Below are 20,433 nucleotides of genomic sequence, written 5' to 3'. Positions count from 1 at the left end.
AGCACCATTTGGTGTAAATTTGGTGTATTTGTGTATTTTCAGAGCTTTTTCACAAATGAAGTACATCCCGTTTTGTAAGATAAAACGGTACTTCTTAATAGAGCTTTGCACCTGCCGGAATGTGGTCATCTACCATCAGAAGGTTTAGTCCTTCGTGACCGTCTTCCTCGTGTACTGCTGAAATCAGCATACCCTCGGAATCAATTCCCATCATCTTTCTCGGTGGCAGGTTCACGATAGCGATTGCTGTCTTACCAACCAGTTCTTCCGGCTCGTAATAGTCGTGAATACCGCTTAAAATCACACGGTCTTTGCGTTCTCCGTCATCTAATGTAAACTTCAGAAGCTTCTTTGACTTCGGTACTGCTTCACAAGCTAAAATTTTAACTGCACGGAAATCAGATTTTGCAAATGTATCGAAATCTACCATTTTTTCAAAGATTGGCTCAATCTTCACATTAGAGAAATCAATCTTTTCAGACTCAGTTTTTACATTTTTTTCAGGTGCTTCAGAAGCTGTATTATTTACATCATTTTTCTTATTTACACCATCTAATGACTTCATTGTCGGGAAGAGCAAAACATCCCTGATTGCCTGTGAATCTGTAAGCAGCATTACCAGACGGTCGATACCGTAACCGATACCACCCGTTGGAGGCATACCGATCTCCAAAGCATTCAGGAAATCTTCATCTGTATGCTCTGCCTCGTCATCACCAGCGGCTGCATTTGCATCCTGTGCGGCGAAACGCTCTCGCTGATCGATTGGATCGTTCAGCTCGGAGTATGCATTACACATCTCCCATGTATTGATGAAGAGCTCGAAACGCTCTACCTTGCTTGGGTCTGAAGGCTTCTTCTTCGTAAGTGGAGAAATCTCGATTGGATGATCCATAATAAATGTTGGCTGGATCAGCTTCTCCTCACAGAACTCCTCGAAGAACAGGTTGATAATATCACCCTTCTTATGACGATCCTCGTATGCGATATGATGCTCGTCAGCCAGCTTCTTCGCCTCTGCATCATCTGCTACCTGATCAAAATCAATACCTGTATATTTCTTGATCGCGTCATTCATCGTCAGGCGCTCAAACGGCTTACCAAAGTCGATCTCAATACCATTGTAAGAGATCTTTGTGCTGCCACATACCTTCTCAGCCAGGTAACGGAACATAGACTCTGTCAGTTCCATCATGCCCTCGTAATCAGTATACGCCTGATACAGCTCCATCAATGTGAATTCCGGATTGTGGCGGGTATCCACACCCTCGTTACGGAATACACGACCGATCTCAAATACTCTTTCCAGTCCGCCAACAATCAGTCTCTTCAGATATAATTCCAGAGAGATACGAAGCTTTACATCCTCATTTAATGCATTGTAATGTGTCTCGAATGGTCTTGCTGCGGCACCACCTGCATTCGATACGAGCATTGGTGTCTCAACCTCCATGAAATCACGGTCTGCAAGGAAATTACGAATCTCCTTCAGGATCTGGGAACGCTTGATGAACACTGCCTTGCTTTCCTGATTCATGATCAGATCCACATATCTCTGACGATAACGCATATCCGTATCGGTCAGTCCGTGGAACTTCTCTGGAAGAATCTGCAAGGACTTTGACAGAAGTGTCATCTCCTCCGCATGAATGGAAATCTCTCCCGTCTTTGTACGGAATGCATATCCCTTCACACCATAAATATCTCCAATATCAGACTTCTTGAAATCTGCATAGCTTTCTTCGCCGATCTGGTCTCTTGCAACATAGACCTGAATATTTCCCTTCAAATCCTGAATGTTACAGAAAGATGCCTTACCCATAACACGCTTGAACATCATACGTCCGGCAATACTTACATGAATCGGAGAGCCATCCATGATTGTTCTTCTCTCATTGTAATCGTTTGCCAGAACTTCCTTCTTCTGCTCGTCATCCAGCCCCTCTACATCCGGTGTTGGTCTGCCTGCCAGAAGCTCTGCTTCATGCGCAATGTAAGTTTCCTTTACATCTTCACTGTGATTTGTCACATCATATTTCGTAATCTCAAATGGATCTTTTCCTGCTGCCTGCAGCTCTGCGAGCTTGTCGCGACGCACCTGCAACAGCTTGTTTGTATCCTGCTGCTTATTCTCTGCCACTTTTTAACTCTCTCTTTCTTATCGAATATCCAAAATACGGTAATCAAAGTTTCCGTCTGGTGCTTCCACTGTGACTGTCTCGCCTACACGTTTCTTCAAAATAGCCATGCCAAGTGGAGATTCATTGGAAAGCTTTCCTTCCAGAATATTGGACTCAGTAGAACCAACGATCTTGAATGTATTTACCTCATCCATATCGATATCCAGAATAGATACCTCAGAACCAAAGTTTACAACACCCTGCTCTACTTCTTCTTCGTCAGCAACCTCTGCATACTTCAGGATCTTCTCGATTTCTTCGATGCGAGCCTCGATATCTCTCTGCTCGTCCTTTGCAGCATCGTACTCGGCGTTCTCTGACAAGTCTCCTTGCTCTCTTGCTTCTTTGATCTTCTGTGCAATTTCCTGACGTCTATTTACCTTTAAGTCCTGTAACTCGTCCTCTAACTTACGAAGACCTTCTCTAGTCAACAGATTTTTCTTCTCAGCCATCTCTATTTTCCTTTCTTTCACGACATACTTGCCCAGACTTCTTCCGAGCATACATGCTTGAATTATATCGGATATTCCGTCATATGTCAAACGTGATTTCTACTGATTTACCAATATTTTTCTTCCCCTTGTATACCTCTTATTGTGCAAAAAATCCGCAAAGCCATTTCTGACCTTGCGGATTCACATTTTTCTTTCCACTATTATTTCGCTTTACAACATCCGATTAGTGATGAAACAGACGGATTCCTGTAAATGCCATAACCATATCGTACTTGTCTGCACACTCGATGACAAGATCATCACGTACAGAACCACCCGGCTGTGCGATATACTTCACACCACTCTTCTTTGCACGCTCTACATTATCAGAGAATGGGAAGAATGCATCAGAACCAAGTGTTACATCAGTATTTCCATCGAGCCAAGCACGCTTCTCCTCACGTGTAAATACTGGTGGCTTTACCTTGAAACGCTTCTGCCATTCGCCCTCGCGAAGTACATCCTCATACTCATCACCGATGTAAACATCGATTGCATTGTCACGGTCTGCACGTCCAAGCGAATCTACAAACTGCAAATTCAGAACCTGTGGTGCCTGACGGAGATACCAGTTATCTGCCTTCTGTCCGGCAAGTCTTGTACAATGTACACGGGACTGCTGACCGGCACCGATACCGATTGCCTGTCCGTTCTTCACATAGCATACAGAGTTTGACTGTGTATATTTCAGAGTGATCAAAGCAATCTTCATATCGTTCTTTGCAGATTCTGGAAGATCCTTGTTCTTTGTCACAATGTTTGAAAGCAGTTCATCGTTGATTGGAAGCTCATTTCTTCCCTGCTCAAATGTGATGCCATATACCTGCTTGTGCTCGATTGGAGCTGGTACATACGAAGGATCAATCTGAATAATATTGTAATTGCCCTTTTTCTTCTGCATCAGAAGCTCAATTGCCTCATCTGTGTAGCCCGGCGCAATCACACCATCGGATACCTCACGCTTGATCAGTCTTGCTGTATCCTTATCACACACATCAGAAAGTGCAATGAAATCACCGAAGGAAGACATACGGTCAGCGCCTCTGGCTCTCGCATAAGCACATGCCAGCGGAGAAAGCTCGCCGAGATCGTCTACCCAGTAGATCTTTGCCAATGTATCATCAAGCGGAAGTCCCACAGCCGCACCCGCCGGAGATACATGCTTGAAGGAAGTTGCTGCCGGAAGTCCGGTTGCTTCTTTCAGCTCCTTTACAAGCTGCCAGCCGTTAAATGCATCCAAAAAGTTGATATAACCCGGCTTGCCATTGATCACCTTGACTGGAAGCTCGCTTCCATCCTCCATGTAGATACGAGATGGTTTCTGATTCGGGTTACATCCATACTTAAGCATAATTTCGTTTGCCATGATTTTTCATCCTCCGCTTTCTTAGACTCTGTCGTATTTATTGATAATCTTTGATGTTGCCTTACCTGTCTCGATATCGATATAGCGAACAAACAAAGATACCTTGTTATCCTCATTCAAAGAGTTCCACAGCATATCGGTAAATGCATCCATATCATCCGGGATTGCAACCAGCTTCGGCTCACCCTCAAAGCTTGGAAGTGGATTGCCATCACCCATATAGGTGTGAATGAAATGTCCGGTTCCCGGAAGTGGATTTGTATAAGAGAATGTAAATCTCTCACAGCAATCCGGATTTCCGTCTGCGGATTTTAAGATGGACATTGCATAATTATACGAACCATTCTCCACATGCATGATACCGGAAATACGTGGTGTATAATTTGGTGCATCATCCTCATATTCTCGCGTGCGTAAAGACTGCTCAAATGTCTGCTGCTTATCCATCAGCTCGTAAATCGTATCGGTCTGATCTCCATTTGTCACAATCGTCTTGTTGCCTAATACACGCACTGGTGCATAGATGATCAGATGTGGATCAGTCAGCTTGGAAGGATCTGCTGCCTCTGTTCTTATGCCATCCTCTGTCTCTGTAAATACACGGTTCCGTGAATTCACGCTGCGTCCCATAATGAAATATGCAGTTACCGCTTTCTTGCCACCCTGTGACTTTCCAATCACGATACCTCTGCCCGGGTACGCGTTACCCTTCAATTCTTCTTCCAATGAAATCATCTTCACGCTCTTCGCTCCTCCTCTTGAATGTTTATCTAATAACAATTTGGCAATACCAACAATTTTATACGTCACAGACATTACATGATTCTACGCAGACACGCTCTCGCTCACTTCCACACGCAGCAGACACTAAACTCCCTGCACCTTCATACTTTCGGTGCAGCTCGTTAAGTGCTGGCGTGTTCCAATGGTCTGCTTACGAATCAGTAAATGCCTGTGACGTAATATACTCATTTATTCATTGCCAAATTGTAATCCACCTATTCATTTTTCAATCCGTCTTCGCTCAGGTTACCTTGTGAGCCGAGTTAGTCTGCGCCGTTGGTAACATCCCCGCTTCCATCTAAGGAAATCGGGTTACCAAGTACAGTCGGCTCCGGTTTGATAAATGTCATAACAAAGTCCTTGCTGATTGCCAGATACTCGCGGATATTCCGGATGGTCTGTCCACCGTAGTTAATCGGTGCTGCCGCCACTCCATATGCATCCATACCGAGATTCTTGGCATTGTAGACCGCACGTGTCAAATGATATTTCTGCGTGACGATCACAACTTTTTCCGCGCCAAAGATTGCTCTGGCACGGTACATACTCTCATAAGTAGAAAATCCCGCATGATCCAGGAAAATATCCTCCGACGGAACGCCCTGCTTGATCGCATAGTTCTTCATGACACTGACTTCGTTATAATATTCGCTGCCGTGGTCACCACTCATCAGTATCTTCGGTGCACAGCCTGCCTTGTAAAGTGCAATCCCCTCATCCAATCGATCCCGCAACATCGGACTCGGTGTATCTCCATTCTTTACAGATGCCCCTAGAATGATAATACAATCCACATCCGAAAGTGCAGTTGCGTCCTCCTCTTTCAGCAGACGGGGATTCACATCATGTTTAACATAGATATAGATTCCTGTCAACCCAAGAAGGATCAGCAGCGCACACGCAATCAGGAACACAAATATATTCCTGATTGCCCGCACAAATCCGCCTTTTTTCTTATCTGCTTTTTTCTTACTCATATCTTTCTGCCATTATTTCGTCGTCTTTTTTTCTACTGACTTATTTTCTGTGGAAGTCCTTGCCACAGCCGCTTTCTTTGCTATGGCTGGCTTCTTGTCTACATAATCGTATCTGAATACCATCATGGAAAGCGGTGCGATATCAATGCTGATCGCATACGGCATACGATCACACTTTTCTTCAAATGCCTTTACCTTACCGTTTTTCGTACCGGAACCGCCGTAGATCTTCGCATCCGAATTGATGATCTCCTCATACTCGGTCAGGCAAGGCACTCCAATCCAGTAATCCTTACGCTCTACCGGAACGAAATTGCATACGAACAACAACTGATCCTTCACCGTCTTTCCACGACGCACAAACGCGATAATACTTGTATTTGCATCATCGACCTTGGTCCATTCGAATCCCATCTGATTGTTGTCATTGTAGTAGCATGCGTCATAGGTTGTATACATATGGTTCAGATCTGCCACCCATTTCTGCATCTTCTTATGCAGAGGCTGATCTAATAAGAACCAGTCAAGACTTCTTGCCTCACTCCACTCACGAAGCTGTCCGAACTCCTGTCCCATGAACAAAAGCTTCTTGCCCGGATGTCCATACATAAATCCATAAGCCGTACGCAGGTTTGCGAACTTATCCATTTCTACACCCGGCATCTTGTTGAGCATGGAGCACTTGAGATGTACGACCTCATCGTGTGAAATCACAAGCACATAATTCTCTGCATATGTATATGACAGGCTGAATGTCAGTCGGTTGTGATTAAATGAACGGAAATACGGATCCATCTTCATATACTCTAAGAAGTCATTCATCCATCCCATATTCCACTTGTACAGGAATCCAAGTCCCTTCATGCTCGCCGGTGCTGTAACACCTGCCCATGCCGTAGACTCTTCTGCGATCAGGAACGCGCCAGGATTGCGCTCTTCCATAACCGTATTGATCTTGCGGAGCAGTTCGATTGCATCGTAATTCTCATTTCCGCCATCTTTATTCGGCAGCCACTGTCCATCCTGCTTTCCGTAATCCAGATACAACATAGAAGCGACCGCATCCACACGCAATGCATCCACATGGAACTTCTCCACCCAGAACAACGCATTGGCTGTTAAGAAGTTAGAGACCTCATTTCTTCCAAAATCAAAGATATAGGTTCCCCAGTCCGGATGCTCGCCGCGTCTTGGATCCGGATGCTCATAAAGCGGCATGCCATCGAATCTTCCAAGTCCATGCGCATCTCTCGGGAAATGTGCCGGTACCCAGTCTAAGATCACGCCGATGCCATTTGCATGCATGTGATCTACAAAATACATGAAATCCTCCGGCGAGCCGTAACGGCTGGTCGGTGCATAATAATTCGTTACCTGATAACCCCATGATCCATCAAATGGATACTCTGCAATACCCATCAGCTCGACATGGGTGTATCCCATCTTCTTTACATAATCGCAGAGCATCTTTGCAAGCTCACGGTAGGTATAGAATCCAAAATCTGAATCCTCAATTTTCTTCTTCCACGAACCGAGGTGGCACTCATAAATTGCCATCGGCTTTTTCAGCTCGGTCTCACGCGTCTGCTGCTTCCGGTTCTCGATCCAGTCCGTATCCTTCCACTTATATCCGGTCAGATCCGCAACGACATTCGCATTGTCCGGTCTTACCTGACACTGGTTTCCATATGGATCTGCCTTGTATAAGATTTCACCGTCTCTTGTCAGAATCTGATATTTGTAGACAGCCCCCGGAGCTACATCCGGGATAAACAGCTCATAGATACCGGAGGTCTGCATCATCTGCATCGGGTTGAGTGCGCCATCCCACATGTTAAAATCACCTACGACACTGACACGTCTCGCATGCGGTGCCCATACTGCGAAGTATGTTCCCTTCACACCATCGATCGTCATCGGATGCGCACCAAACTTTTCGTAGACATCATAGTGCTTGCCCTCTGCAAAAAGATATGTGTCAAACTCTGTGATCTGTGAGTCAAACGCGTATGCATCGGCAGTCACAACCGTTGTACCATCCTGATAGGTTGTCTCGATGCGGTATTTTGTTCCCTTATATTTCTTCTTTGCACTGTAAAATCCATAGAAGCCCTCTGCCAGGCACTCCATCTCCTCACGGTTTTTGCCTGTCGGAGATACGACGCAGACTTTCTCTGCATATGGACGATATACGGTGATCACCTGTCCATCGCCATAAACATGGTTTCCAAGCAGATGCTTCGGTGCATTGATAACCCCATTTTTCAATTCATCGTACAAAATCCAGTTTACCCAATCTTCCAGTCGTTTGTTCATATTTTGTAACCCTCCTTAAAAATATCCTTCTCTAAATCTAAAACCGGTGTGGCCGCCCCGCCAGACGGACACACACACGAATCATCACAAACACAAAAATCTCCGCTGCAACTATGCCAAGATATAGCAACGCCAGATTCCTTGCAAAGGTTTCCGGCAGAATCTTACACAGCACATCTCCGGAAGAAAAATAACCATAATCGCCACGGAATATCATATTCCGAAGTCCTGCATAGACCTCTCTTTTTGATGTCACGATCCGCAGCATCAAAAGCGCCACCAGACACGCGCCGCCTGCACTTCCATAAAAACACGGCATCGTCTCCCGCCTGCGCCAAAGCCTGCGAAAACTGTATATCATCCCAACCAGCGATGCAAGGGATAAAATCCATGCGAACCGGTAATACCCTTTCAATCGGTTCAGCTGATGCACATTTTCGTCCGATAATTCATATCCTGCAATCCTGTATTTTCCTGTAAAAAAACGACAATACGAATCTGCAATCTGTCCGTAGTAAAGCTCTGCCTCTGCCTTGCTGATCTCCACGGTCACACCGTTACGGTAGTCCGTCGAAGACAGCCGGTACACACTTCGGTTAAACGCCAGCAGGCACACAGCAAAGCTCAAAATAAACACCGCAATGCAGACACTCGCCAGCCATTGAAACTTTCTATATTCTTCTCTTTTCATAATAATTGATTACTATCTTTTTCCTGTAAAATCTTAAAAACCTATAAGCTTATTTATTTTACCATTTCCGCCCTGCAAAGTAAAGAAACCATTTTATAAATGCGTCCAATATCGCTGGAATTCTGCGTCATTTTTGCCTTGCGTCATATGCTGTTTTCCTCTATAATAATAGTAGTTTTTTTATACAGCATGAGGTGGTGGGGCGATAATGGCATCAAGCAATTTTGTAAATGGAAATGACGTGGCTACATTTGTCTTGGAGACAGATGCACCATACAATATTTTAGACTTTGACCAGGGGCTTTGTACAATGACCGGATACTCTCCGCGTGAATTGTCCAAGAAGATCTGTACCCTGGATAATCTGTTATATGTGGAGGACTTCACAGAAGTGATCGCCTCCATGAACTATCAGTTAAGTATCTCGAATCTGATCAGTATCCAGCATCGGATCGTGACAAAGAGCGGTACGGTTCTGACGGTGCTTTGCAACGGACAGGCATTTTCTTTGAACGATGGTCGTGACGTATTACAGTGCGTTTTTACCGATATCACGAATCTGGAAAATGCAGCGAACGAGACCGTCCGTGCCAAGACCGATCTGGAGATTTTCGCAAATACCGTTCCGAGCGGCGTGAGCAAGCATCTGCTCGACAACAATCTCTCTCTTTTATGGGCAAATAATTTCTTTTATGATATGTGCGGCTACTCTGAGCATGATTACAAGGAGAAGTTCGGCAAGAGCACACTGCAGCTCGTATTGAGTGAGGATCTGGCGCTTGTGATTGACGCACTCGCTGACCTGACGGAAAACGAGGAGAATTCCAAGATCATGAACTTCCGTATCCAGTGTGCGGATGGCAATATCAAATGGGTCAATGCAGTCATCGCCCGCTCCGGTTCCGAGGAACAAGGCTTCCCGGTTGTAAACCTCGTTATGTCAGATATTACAAGTCTGAAGATTGCAGAGACAAAGGCAATGCTTGAAGAGCAGAAATATCTGATCATCTCTGATATCTCTGAGGAACTTCCTTACGAATATGATATTGCAACCGATACGATCACCTTTGCCGAGAAGTTCAACCATATCTTTGAAGGTGAATCTGTGATTGAGAACCCGACCGAAAATATGCTCAAGATGGGACTCGTCTCTTACGATACACAGTCCGCGATCGAGGAGCTGTTTTATCTGGCAAAAGCCGGCACAGAATATCATTCGACAGAGTTCAAATTAAATACGAAAAATGGTGGTTTCCAGTGGTACTTCTCCACATTCTCCACCATCTACGACGAGGAGGGAACGCCGCTTCGTGTCGTTGGTCTGCTCCGGAATATCCATGCCCAGAAGGTGGAACAGCAAAAGCTGCTGATCCGTGCAGAGACCGATCAGATGACCGGACTTTACAACAAGGCGACAACCGAGAGCAAAATTCAAGCATCCCTGCGTGAACTAAACGGAAACAGCTATCAGGTTCTGATGTTGGTCGATATTGATGATTTCAAGAAGATCAATGATACATTTGGACATTTGAAGGGTGACGAAGTCATCGTCGACATTGCAAAGGCGCTGCAGGAATTCAAAGGCGATTACGGCATTGCCGGGCGTCTCGGCGGCGACGAATTCTGCGTATTTTTATCCAATGTGTTAGATACCCAGCTTGCAAGCGAAAAAGCCGTTATGATCGCCGATCGTCTGCGTGAGCTGTACCAGCACGATTGCAAGGTCACACTCAGTATCGGTATCGCCGCAACGAACCAGCAGATTCCATATAACGTCCTGCTGGAAAATGCAGATACTGCCCTGTATCAGGCGAAGTTAAACGGCAAAAACGGCTACTTCTTCTATGCCGATGATATGGAACGTGGGAAGTACGAAAATGATCGTTCCGAGCCGACAGCAAAAGAAACAGGAACCTCTGCTCTTCTGGATTCCCTGCTTTCTACACTGTTTGCCAGCACCAACACCTACACTGCGATCGAACAGGCAATGGCAATCGTAGGCGAGCACTACGCCATCGACAAGATCAGCATCTGGGAATACAGCTACAACAAGAGCTTCGTTGACTGTACGCATCAATGGTGCAAAAAGGGAATCAACAACGATATGACGCTCCGCCAGCATACGCCTGCTGCGATTCTGGAGGAATTATCTGCGATGGGAACGGACGGCATTACCTATTCCTCCGATACATCTTTGATCAAGACAAACACCGCAAGCATGAACCCGTATGCGGAAGGCATCCGCAAGCTCATGCAGTGCGATATCAATACAAACGGCAAACGGATTGGCTTTATCAGCTTCTATTCCATGGACAAAGACGTCACATGGAACGCGCAGACATTGACCGCATTTAAGCAGATCTTCCGCCTGTTCGGAGAAGCGATCAAGACAAAACAGGCAAACCGCTCGATGTCATTGTTGCGAGATGACACGATCAAGGCGTTTGATCTCGTACAGAATCCGATGGTCGTTGTCGACAAGGATTCCTACGACGTCATGTATTTCAACGAATGTGCGCGGGAATATTTCCCAAAACTTGCTTTAAACAGCAAATGCTACGCCTGCCTGCAGCAGGAAAGCGGGCCTTGCCGTGATTGTCCTGTACATAAGATCTCTGACAGTAATCCGACTGTTGGCTGCATCAAGCACAATCGCACGCTCGACGAGCCGCTGGACGTCCATATGACAACGATCAACTGGAGTTCCGGCAGCCATACATTTTTGATTTCAACCTCCGCACACAAGGAGACAAAGGCAGAACAGCTCCGCAAGGAACTCGAGCAGAACATCAACATCGAAAAGCGCATTGCCGAGGCTTCTTACCGCGATATTGTAACCGGATATGGAAACTTCGAGAAGTTCAAGGTCGATGCACAGGCAATCTTAAACGACAACCCGGACACCGATTATGTTATGTTCTACTTTAACATCAAGAACTTCAAATACATCAACGAAACCTATGGTCATAATGTGGGCGATCAGACGCTCAAGGCAGTCGCAGATGTATTGAACAAATATATGCAGGAAGGTGAGACATTTGCCCGTGTCATCAGCGATACTTACATCATGCTGATCCACTACAAGGCAGAAGATCAGTTTATGTCCATCTTCAACAACATCAAGGCAGAGGTGCATGATGCATGCCTTGCCATTCAGGATCGGTTCGTCGTAGACTTCACGACCGGAATTCTGATTATCGACGAAACAATGCACAGCTACAGCATCAACCGCTTAGTCGACCGTGCAATGATGGCTGGCAAGTCCATCGATGCTTCAACCGGCGTATCGTATGCATTCTATGATGACGAGTACCACAAGAAGGTATTGAACGATGCACAGCTTGAGAACAGCATCCACGGTGCCCTTGAGAACAACGAATTCTGTGCATATGTACAGCCAAAGTACGATATTGCATCGAAGAGCCTGATCGGTGGGGAACTTCTGGTGCGCTGGTTATCTCCTTCCAAGGGATTTTTGGAACCGGCAGCCTTTATCCCATCCTTCGAGAAGAACGGTTTCATCTATCAGATTGACTGTTTCATGCTCGAGCAGGCTTGTAAGTCCATCCGCCGGTATCTCGATTCCGACATCTACGTCATTCCGTTCTCCGTGAACCTGTCACGGGTAACGCTGGCGCATCCGGACTTCCTGTCGAAGGTACAGGAGATCGTCGAGAAGTACTACATTCCACATCATTATCTGGAATTCGAAATCACCGAGAGTATTTTCTCTGAGAATTACTCACAGATGATTGATGTGTTGAACAAGCTGAAATCGATGGATTTCATCATCAACATGGACGATTTTGGAACTGGCTACTCTTCCCTTACACTGCTCAAGGATCTGCCGATCGATGTCATCAAGCTTGACCATGATTTCTTGTCCCGGTCAACGACAAACGACAAAAATGCAATCAGCATCCTGCGCAGTATCATCGAGATGGCACACACCCTCGATATCCGCGTTGTCAGCGAAGGCATCGAGACTGTCGAACAGCTGGAAATGCTCAGTTCCATCAACTGTGAAATCGGTCAGGGCTTCCTGTTTGCAAAACCTATGCCAATCGCAGATTACGATAAGATGATCCAGGACTATTCTGCAAGCTAAAATTTAGGTTTTTACGGGTTTTTTCATCAAAAAGTATTGACAGAAAAATGGCTTTTTGCTATTCTATGGTTTGTGTGTGAACACAATTAGAAATTTTCACTGGTCCAATCTGTCTAGTGGTGTGGACGGATTGTTCGTGTCTTGACCAAAGTGATAATTATATAAACTTAAACTATTATAATATTTTATGGAGGTGTCAGGTTTGGCTAATATCAAATCCGCAAAGAAGAGAATTCTTGTTATCGAGACAAAGACTTTAAGAAACAAAATGATCAAGTCTAAGATTAAGACTTTAGTTAAGAAGGTTGAGGCTGCTATCGAGGCAAACGATAAGGCTGCTGCAGAAGCTGCACTTCAGGTTGCTACATCCGAGATCAGCAAGGCTGCTTCAAAGGGAATCTACCACAAGAACAACGCTTCAAGAAAGATTTCCCGTTTAACACTTGCTGTTAACAAGCTTGCTTAATTATTTTATTGATAAATATATTTTAACCCAAAGAAAAAGACGCTTTCCGCGTCTTTTTCTTTTTCGTGTGTTTTCTTTTTTACTTTCCTGTCTGCAATGTATGTTTCTTCAGATAGCTGTGCAACACCCATTTTTCCGGGATTCGTTTTAACACAATCTGAATCTCCTCGTGCTTTGCAATCGGCTGTACTAAGATGCTGTAAAGTTGCGCATTGTTTGCACCCCAGATATCAGTAAAGATCTGGTCTCCGACAAACAACGTATTCGTCCGGTCAGTACCAAGCTTCTGCATTGCCTGCACATATCCTCTGGCTGACGGTTTTCCTGCCTTATATACATAAGTTGCTCCAACCTGTTCATTGAAGGATTTTACACGTTCCTCATCGTTATTTGACACGAAGCAGACACCATATCCCATATCCTTTAATTTCTGTATCAATGCCTTTGCACGCGCATTGGCAGGTGCATCATGTTCCACCAGTGTATTGTCAACATCGAACAGTACCGCGCGGTATCCTTTGTCATAGAATGCCTGAAAATCAATATGATAGGTACTGTCGTAATATTCGTTTGGAAAAAATCTCTGAAACATATCGTGTTCTCCTAAGTCTTTATTCGTCTGTTTTCTAATACCGGTTAGACAGTTTATTCCGCATGAAAAAATTCATACACATTCTTCGCAACGGACTCTGGAATTCCCGGCACTTCTGCAAGCTCGCTGATTGTCGCTTCCCTGATCTTCCGTATCTCACCGAAATATTTGAGCAGCTGCTTCCGCCGATTCTCACCTACCCCCGGTATCTCATCGAGCACGGAATGTACCTGATTTTTGCTGCGGAGCTGCCGGTGATATTCTATCGCGAAGCGGTGCGCTTCATCCTGCAGTGCCGTCACCATCAACATCGCTTCACTGCCCTTCGGGAACTTCACTTCCACATTATTATAATACAAGCCTCTTGTTCTGTGGTTATCATCTTTTACCATACCACACACTGGAATGTCAAGCCCCAGGCTATCCAATACCATCAATGCAACGTTTACCTGTCCTTTACCACCATCCATCATAATGACATCTGGCAAAACATCCATCTTCTCATCTGTGAATCGTCTCGACAGCACTTCCTTCATGGATGCATAATCATCCGGACCCGTTACCGTCCGCAGCCGGAATTTACGATACGCATTCTTCTTCGGCTTTCCCTGTTCAAACACAACCATCGACGCCACTGACAATACGCCAGAGATATTGGAGATATCAAACGCCTCCATCCGGTTCGCCGACGGAATTCCAAGAAGCTCCGCAATCTCATTTGCCGCTCCGATTGTCCGCTTCTCCTGCCGCTTCACACGTTCCATATCCTGCGCTAGTACCAATCTCGCATTTTCTGCCGCCAGATCCAAGATCTTTTTCTTGTCTCCCTTCTGCGGCACAACAATCTGCACCTTCGATTCGCGCCGTTCACTCAAATACGCCTCTAAGATTTGCTGTTCCTCCGGCACTTCCGGAACCAGAATCTCTCTCGGCAGATACGGTGTCCCCGAATAAAACTGCTTGATAAATGCCGCCAGCACCTCTGACAACCGTTCCTTGCTGTTGCCATTCATATGATGATTTTCCCGTCCAAGCAGTTTACCATCCCGCACGAAGAATACGGTCACGACAATATCCTTGTCGTTCGATGCACACGCGATAACATCCCGATCTTCACCAGACGCCTTATTCATCTGCTGCTTATCCTCGATATGCCGGATACTCTCGATCAGATCCCGCGTCTCAGCCGCTTTCTCAAACTCCATTTCTTCCGCCTGCGCCCGCATCTGCTCCTGAAGTTCCGTCAATATCTCCTTGTAATTTCCATTCAGGAACGACAACGCCGCCTGCACCTGTCTGCCGTAATCCTCCTGACTGATCTTCCCATTGCAAGGTGCCTTACACTGCCCGATCTGGTAATACAGGCATGGGCGATCCTTGCCGATATCCTGCGGCAGTCTGCGGTTGCATGTACGCAGATGATAGAGCTTATTGATCAATTCCAGGATATCCTTGACTGCCCGTGCATTGGTGTATGGTCCGAAATATTTGGAATGATCCCGCTTCATAGAATGGCTGTATAAAAACCGTGGGAAAGCTTCCTCCACCGTCACGCGGATATACGGATAACCTTTGTCATCCGTCATCATCGTGTTATACTTCGGGCGGTACTCTTTGATCAGATTGCATTCCAGCACAAGTGCTTCCATCTCAGAGCTTGTCACGATATATTCAAAATACGCGATCTGCGACACCATTTTGGCAATCTTTGCAGATCCTCCGTGTCCATGTCCGGTCTGAAAATACTGCCGCACCCGGCTGTGCAGACTCACTGCCTTTCCCACATAAAGGATATCATCATTCTTGCTGTGCATGATATAGACACCCGGACTTTTCGGAAGCTTTTTCAGTTCCTCCTCCACGTCGAATATATACTGACTTTCCTCCGCGTTGTGGCTGGCACGATAAATATTCACATTGATTCGTTGTCTCTTCTCTGCCATGTTTCGATTGACTCCTGTTCTTTGCAGGTATTCAGAATAAAATTAGGAGGTATCCGTAAGATACCTCCCACTTTATAATAAAGGTTTTTTGTGGTCTGATTATAAAAGATCTGCACGAAGCTTCTTGATCACCGTCAATGTCTTGTTACGAAGCTCTTCTGCTTCATATAACTGCAGCATAGAGTTCTTATCCAGCTTTGCATCTACAACGGAATTCAACCAGTCATTTACATACGCCTGTACATACTTTACATTTGCATCGGACTTGTCCTTCAATGTCACGATGATGTTGTTCAGGTTCTCGATCACGGTTGGCTGAAGTGTTGTATTATTGTTCTGTGTCTGTGCACCCTCATCAGATAACTCGATAACCTTACCAGTCTTTGTGATGATAACCTTCTTGTTCGGAGAGGATTCTGAACGAGAAGAGCTTCCACCCTTTCTGTCAAGGAGCTTTTCTACTACCTTGATCAGGCATACAACACTGTATGTAGCTTCCTCTGGTGTCTGCTGATCATTTCCCTTGTCCTCATACTGGTTCCACAGCCACTCAGACTTCAGGAGCATCTCCTCTATCTTTGTGTCAGACAACAGCTTCTGCAGATCTGGATCCATCGCAGGTCCAGAATTCTTACCAAAGAACTTACCGCCAGACTGTGGTGCCTCTGCCTTCTTGTACTTTGCAGGAACTACAATCTCTGCGTAGGTCTTAATCAACTGCTTTTCAGCTACCTTTGGATCATAGTTATTATTAATAATATTGATTCTACCACTGTTCAAACCGTTGCAGATCATATCCTCTGCTGTCATAAATACGAGTGCCTTCTGGCGATCATCAATCATCTGCTTGATCTCGTAGTTTGTCTTAGACTTCTCAAGGATAGAATTCTTACGAACCTTAAACGCCTTAATCTTCTCCTTTACACTGAAGAACAGCTTGAGCAGAGAAGGATTCGCGTTAACATAATTTCCAATCCATGTAAGCTCTACATACTGATGCTCAATCTTGTTTGAGATCTCATATACATTGTAGCCATCAAAGATAACATTCAACGTTGTATAGAGTAAATCGAGAATCTCGTACTTTTCTTCCCATGACTTGTTGGAATTGTCCTGATTTACCAGATCCTTGATTCCACACTCATAGAACACCAGGTTATACTCGTACAAGCCTTCGAAGATATTGTGCTTGTCACTTAAGGAAGCACCTGCGCCAAGAATCTGCAGATTTTTCTTCATATTTGGCTCGTTCTCGATATAGAGATATACCTTTCTTACAAAGGAAGATACCTCTGCGATCAGTGTATCAATACGCTTGTTATAGATCTCCTGCTTAGAGATTGCATTGATCACACTTCTGCTCAGCACTGTTGTATCGGCTGCCGAATTCGTGTTGCGGATCAATTCCTTGAAGCTCTCATAGACTGACATATTGTCGATTGGAATATACTCTGCATTCAATCCATAAAACTCAAATGCCTTGTTGTATTCCTTGTTGTGAATATATGCGTTGAACAGTCCGATTGAGAACTGAATCTTATAATCATTTCCTACATGTGGGTCTTCTACTACATAATCAAACAATACTTCCAGATTGTTCATATATGCATCCGAATTTGCATTGTCCGCCGGAAGTCCCATCTCCATGATAACGTTGATCAGATCGAGATAACCCATAATTGCCTTATCAAAGTTCTTCGGTCTGTCATCATCCTCTAAAATCTGATAGCTCAGATTGATCAGCAATGGTGCAATACGCTCACCGATCAGACGCATCGCATCACCGAAGCACTCTCTCTGATACAGATAGATCAGCCAGATGCTGTAACGATAAATACCGGATGTGCTGATTGGAGCATCCACATCCAACGGATCGATATCGCCATATACAAACTTGAATAATGGTTCAATCCACTCTTCAATCTCATAACGTCCTGTCGCCTTGATGTTGGTGTCTACGAACTCACCCAACTCGTAAAGCTTTGTACACTGTGTCTTTACATCGTCATCAACCATCATATTCTTGAGGTCAAAATTACTATCCTTTAAATAGTCAATAACCAATGCATAAAATCCATCTTCTACCTGCTCATTCAGGAAACGAATCAACAGTCCTTTGTTATTTGATGCCGCAATTGTAAGGACATTGCTGTCTGATTCTGCGGTAATATTTGCTGGTAATGCCATTGCCATATACCCCCTTGTAATTAAATTTCACTACTTCGATTTTATAACAAAATACGAGGCAAAGTCAACCTTCGATTTGTCAATAATTCATAATTGGCATTGTGCATAATTGACAAAGCGTTTTCGACAAATGGAAACCTATTTTTTATCAAAATTGTACAATATTTCACAAATCATCAGACCTCAAAGCCTGCCATCCGAAGGATTGCCCGCGCATTTGTCGTTGTACATCTGCCATCGCGGATCTTATAGTCAAACCGCAGCTCATCTCCCTCATAATATTCCTGAAAATGATAGTTTACCGCCGGTGTCTGGTTCTTATCTGTAATGCTGCAAAGCTCAAAATCATGTGTAGAAACAACCGTCATGCAACGGCTGCCTGCGAGCTTCGTGATAACCTCCTTCGCACCGACGATACGGTCTGCGGAATTGGTTCCCTTGAAGATCTCATCGATCAGACAGAGCATTGGTTTTTCCTCTTTGCGGTAGACAGCCATCTCCTTGATGCGTAGAATCTCCGCATAGAAAGTGGAGATACCATGCGCCACATCGTCCTTTACCCGCATAGATGTAAAGATGCGCATATAAGATGCCTTCAATGTTTCTGCACAGACTGGTGCACCAAGATAAGCAAGTACCAGATTGATGGCAACCGTTCTTAAAAAGGTTGTCTTTCCAGACATATTTGATCCCGTGATAATCGTGATACCAGAGCCAAGTGTTACATCGTTGCCCTGTGCCTGATCTGGCAACAGCAATGGGTGATACAGATTCGTTCCCTCCAGATGCACCTCTGTCTCCGTATAATCAATCTGCCCTTCTCCAGTCTCCCGTACCATTCCCAGCACAGAAAAGCTCATCAGATCTTCCAGCTCCGCAATCATATCCGAGCATCCAGCAACCTGCGTTCCATATGTTTTCTTCCACCGGGAAACAACCGCTGCAAGCTGATAGTCCCACAAAAGAAGTCCACATAAGATCTGGTGTACCAATGGATTGAAGGAAATATTATATGCCTGGCTGATTGCTTTTAGCTTATGATATGCCCGGACCGCTCCGGTCGCCCCGCCTGCGCGCTGCTGCATCCTGGCAAGGACTTCGCTCTGAAATGCCTGTTCTGCGACCAAGGAGAGCATCACTTCGTATTCTCCGCTCACGGTACTTGCATAATAAACCGGCTGAATGATACCGTCCGTCATGAACTTGGTCAGCCACGAAATGACAAGCAATGCCAGAAATCCAGCAAGTGGATATCCATAGGAAATCGTGCCAGTCAGGAACAATACCAGACTCGCAATCTCACAAACCGGCAACAAAAAACGCAATACATGTGCAAATGCCGGGAGCTTGCCCTGTGCCACGTCCCCGCAGAAATCTTCAAACGCTTCCGCGTCAAACTTTTCTTTTTCCGCTTCCATCCTGCGTCCGGCTGTCTCAAACTCTACGGCAAATTCCGGTTTCCCCGAAAGCTCTTTGATTGCAGCATGTCGCTGCTCCCGCTCCGCTTCCTCGATATACCGCGTTGTGAGATGGTCTGCAAATGTCTGTTTTCCCTTCTCTGTATGACAGACAGAAATCATCTGATACAGAGAATTCTCTCCAAGCAGATCAATATCTGCGGCAACACAATCGTCCTCGCGCAGATACACAGTTCCTTTCTCTTCAAACTTCCGCCATCCATCGGTAAAACGATTGCAATACCGCCGGCAGACCTCCCATTTTTCTGTAAGCATCTCCTGTCGTTCCGCTACAACACTATGCCATTTCACAAGTGCTACAAAGCCGATCAGGAACAACACACCGGCGATCACCAGAAGCGTCGCATATGATTTTTCTTTTTCAGTAATTCCAATGATCAAGCCCGCCGCACCGATTAAAAATGTCAGGATACGAAACGTGGAAATCCGGCTGAATAACCGGTCCGCCCGTTCCTTTTGGTTCTGATAATCCAGCGTCCACTGTTCAAACTGCTTTCGATTCTCATTTACTGTCATCATGCCCTTTTTCTTCCTCTTTTTCCTCTTTTTTTCTCGTGATTACCATCTTGAAAAAGATTGCTACAAACACGCCTGCCGCAATGATGCTCAGGATTCCTAATGTAGTTTGGTCTAAGAAAACCAATGCTATTCCAACAAGCGCAATCAAAATCGCACAGGTAAGGAAATTCTTCTCGGATTCTTTTAAATTCTTCATTTTATATTACCCTCCGGTCTTTTTACTACAATCTAGTCTACCATATCCCACAGTGCAAGGCAAAGAAATAATTCTAAACTTTCTGTGAACCACAGATTTTCATTTGCTTTTTATTATTGCATGTATTAGAATAGTCT

14 protein-coding genes are annotated in these 20,433 nt (G+C 45.0%); 2 read left to right on the top strand and 12 right to left on the bottom strand.

All coding sequences use genetic code 11. The annotated features are described in order from the left end of the window. Positions 1-94 precede the first annotated feature (94 nt). From lysS to AAAT93_RS02040, 7 genes are all read right to left on the bottom strand, one after another. Positions 95-2,140, bottom strand: a complete 2,046-nt coding sequence (gene lysS / locus AAAT93_RS02070) for a lysine--tRNA ligase (RefSeq protein ID WP_227573560.1) — start codon at positions 2,138-2,140, stop codon at positions 95-97. A gap of 18 nt (positions 2,141-2,158) precedes the next feature. Beyond that, positions 2,159-2,632 (bottom strand): transcription elongation factor GreA, encoded by a 474-nt coding sequence (gene greA / locus AAAT93_RS02065; RefSeq protein WP_021986186.1) that lies wholly within the window; start codon positions 2,630-2,632, stop codon positions 2,159-2,161. A 226-nt stretch (positions 2,633-2,858) separates the two neighbouring features. Next, on the bottom strand, positions 2,859-4,040 hold the full coding sequence (locus AAAT93_RS02060; protein ID WP_117780130.1) for a phosphoribosylaminoimidazolecarboxamide formyltransferase: 1,182 nt from the start codon (positions 4,038-4,040) through the stop codon (positions 2,859-2,861). Between the two features lie 21 nt (positions 4,041-4,061). Further along, a complete protein-coding gene (locus AAAT93_RS02055; protein ID WP_227573559.1) occupies positions 4,062-4,781 on the bottom strand; it encodes an IMP cyclohydrolase in 720 nt (239 codons plus the stop codon). 305 nt (positions 4,782-5,086) lie between these two features. Then, entirely contained in the window at positions 5,087-5,800 is a 714-nt protein-coding gene (locus AAAT93_RS02050; protein WP_021986189.1) for a SanA/YdcF family protein, read from the bottom strand. 12 nt (positions 5,801-5,812) lie between these two features. Then, positions 5,813-8,116 carry a 1,4-alpha-glucan branching protein GlgB gene (gene glgB / locus AAAT93_RS02045; protein WP_118546194.1) on the bottom strand — a complete coding sequence of 768 codons (2,304 nt, stop codon included), beginning with the start codon at positions 8,114-8,116 and terminating at the stop codon, positions 5,813-5,815. A gap of 37 nt (positions 8,117-8,153) precedes the next feature. After that, the gene (locus tag AAAT93_RS02040; RefSeq protein ID WP_227573558.1) at positions 8,154-8,807 is read right to left on the bottom strand and encodes a DUF1461 domain-containing protein; all 654 of its coding nucleotides are present in this window, start codon (positions 8,805-8,807) and stop codon (positions 8,154-8,156) included. Between the two features lie 208 nt (positions 8,808-9,015). On the opposite strand from AAAT93_RS02040, the gene AAAT93_RS02035 reads away from it, so the two are divergent. Next, on the top strand, positions 9,016-12,915 hold the full coding sequence (locus tag AAAT93_RS02035; RefSeq protein ID WP_227573557.1) for an EAL domain-containing protein: 3,900 nt from the start codon (positions 9,016-9,018) through the stop codon (positions 12,913-12,915). Between the two features lie 202 nt (positions 12,916-13,117). Continuing rightward, positions 13,118-13,381: a 30S ribosomal protein S20 gene (gene rpsT, locus AAAT93_RS02030; protein ID WP_021986193.1), complete on the top strand. Its 264-nt coding sequence runs from the start codon at positions 13,118-13,120 to the stop codon at positions 13,379-13,381. Between the two features lie 79 nt (positions 13,382-13,460). On the opposite strand, the gene AAAT93_RS02025 is transcribed toward rpsT, so the two are convergent. The 5 genes from AAAT93_RS02025 to AAAT93_RS02005 all read right to left on the bottom strand — a co-directional run bounded on the left by AAAT93_RS02025 (position 13,461) and on the right by AAAT93_RS02005 (position 20,296). After that, the gene (locus tag AAAT93_RS02025; protein ID WP_021986194.1) at positions 13,461-13,973 is read right to left on the bottom strand and encodes a YqeG family HAD IIIA-type phosphatase; all 513 of its coding nucleotides are present in this window, start codon (positions 13,971-13,973) and stop codon (positions 13,461-13,463) included. 53 nt (positions 13,974-14,026) lie between these two features. Then, the gene (uvrC, locus tag AAAT93_RS02020) at positions 14,027-15,844 is read right to left on the bottom strand and encodes an excinuclease ABC subunit UvrC (protein WP_227573562.1); all 1,818 of its coding nucleotides are present in this window, start codon (positions 15,842-15,844) and stop codon (positions 14,027-14,029) included. Between the two features lie 171 nt (positions 15,845-16,015). Next, a complete protein-coding gene (locus AAAT93_RS02015) occupies positions 16,016-18,103 on the bottom strand; it encodes a hypothetical protein (protein WP_021986196.1) in 2,088 nt (695 codons plus the stop codon). A 176-nt stretch (positions 18,104-18,279) separates the two neighbouring features. After that, positions 18,280-20,100, bottom strand: a complete 1,821-nt coding sequence (locus tag AAAT93_RS02010) for a MutS-related protein (protein ID WP_227573556.1) — start codon at positions 20,098-20,100, stop codon at positions 18,280-18,282. Next, positions 20,084-20,296, bottom strand: coding sequence for a hypothetical protein (locus tag AAAT93_RS02005; RefSeq protein WP_021986198.1), 213 nt, complete (start codon positions 20,294-20,296; stop codon positions 20,084-20,086). Before AAAT93_RS02005 ends, AAAT93_RS02010 begins: the two co-directional genes overlap by 17 nt. Positions 20,297-20,433: the final 137 nt, after the last annotated feature.

Origin of the sequence: Coprococcus hominis (ex Arizal et al. 2022), from assembly GCF_040094675.1 — a bacterium.
In the GTDB taxonomy this organism is placed as follows: Bacteria; Bacillota; Clostridia; order Lachnospirales; family Lachnospiraceae; genus Coprococcus_C; species Coprococcus_C hominis.
This window is presented reverse-complemented; position numbering and strand designations above follow the sequence as displayed.

Excerpts from the sequence above, each read along its gene's own strand:
- AAAT93_RS02050 (WP_021986189.1), bottom strand. The coding sequence starts at position 5,800 with ATGAGTAAGAAAAAAGCAGATAAGAAAAAAGGCGGATTTGTGCGGGCA.
- AAAT93_RS02060 (WP_117780130.1), bottom strand. The coding sequence starts at position 4,040 with ATGGCAAACGAAATTATGCTTAAGTATGGATGTAACCCGAATCAGAAA.
- AAAT93_RS02005 (WP_021986198.1), bottom strand. The coding sequence starts at position 20,296 with ATGAAGAATTTAAAAGAATCCGAGAAGAATTTCCTTACCTGTGCGATT.
- AAAT93_RS02010 (WP_227573556.1), bottom strand. The coding sequence starts at position 20,100 with ATGATGACAGTAAATGAGAATCGAAAGCAGTTTGAACAGTGGACGCTG.
- AAAT93_RS02015 (WP_021986196.1), bottom strand. The coding sequence starts at position 18,103 with ATGGCATTACCAGCAAATATTACCGCAGAATCAGACAGCAATGTCCTT.
- AAAT93_RS02025 (WP_021986194.1), bottom strand. The coding sequence starts at position 13,973 with ATGTTTCAGAGATTTTTTCCAAACGAATATTACGACAGTACCTATCAT.
- greA (WP_021986186.1), bottom strand. The coding sequence starts at position 2,632 with ATGGCTGAGAAGAAAAATCTGTTGACTAGAGAAGGTCTTCGTAAGTTA.
- glgB (WP_118546194.1), bottom strand. The coding sequence starts at position 8,116 with ATGAACAAACGACTGGAAGATTGGGTAAACTGGATTTTGTACGATGAA.
- AAAT93_RS02035 (WP_227573557.1), top strand. The coding sequence starts at position 9,016 with ATGGCATCAAGCAATTTTGTAAATGGAAATGACGTGGCTACATTTGTC.
- AAAT93_RS02040 (WP_227573558.1), bottom strand. The coding sequence starts at position 8,807 with ATGAAAAGAGAAGAATATAGAAAGTTTCAATGGCTGGCGAGTGTCTGC.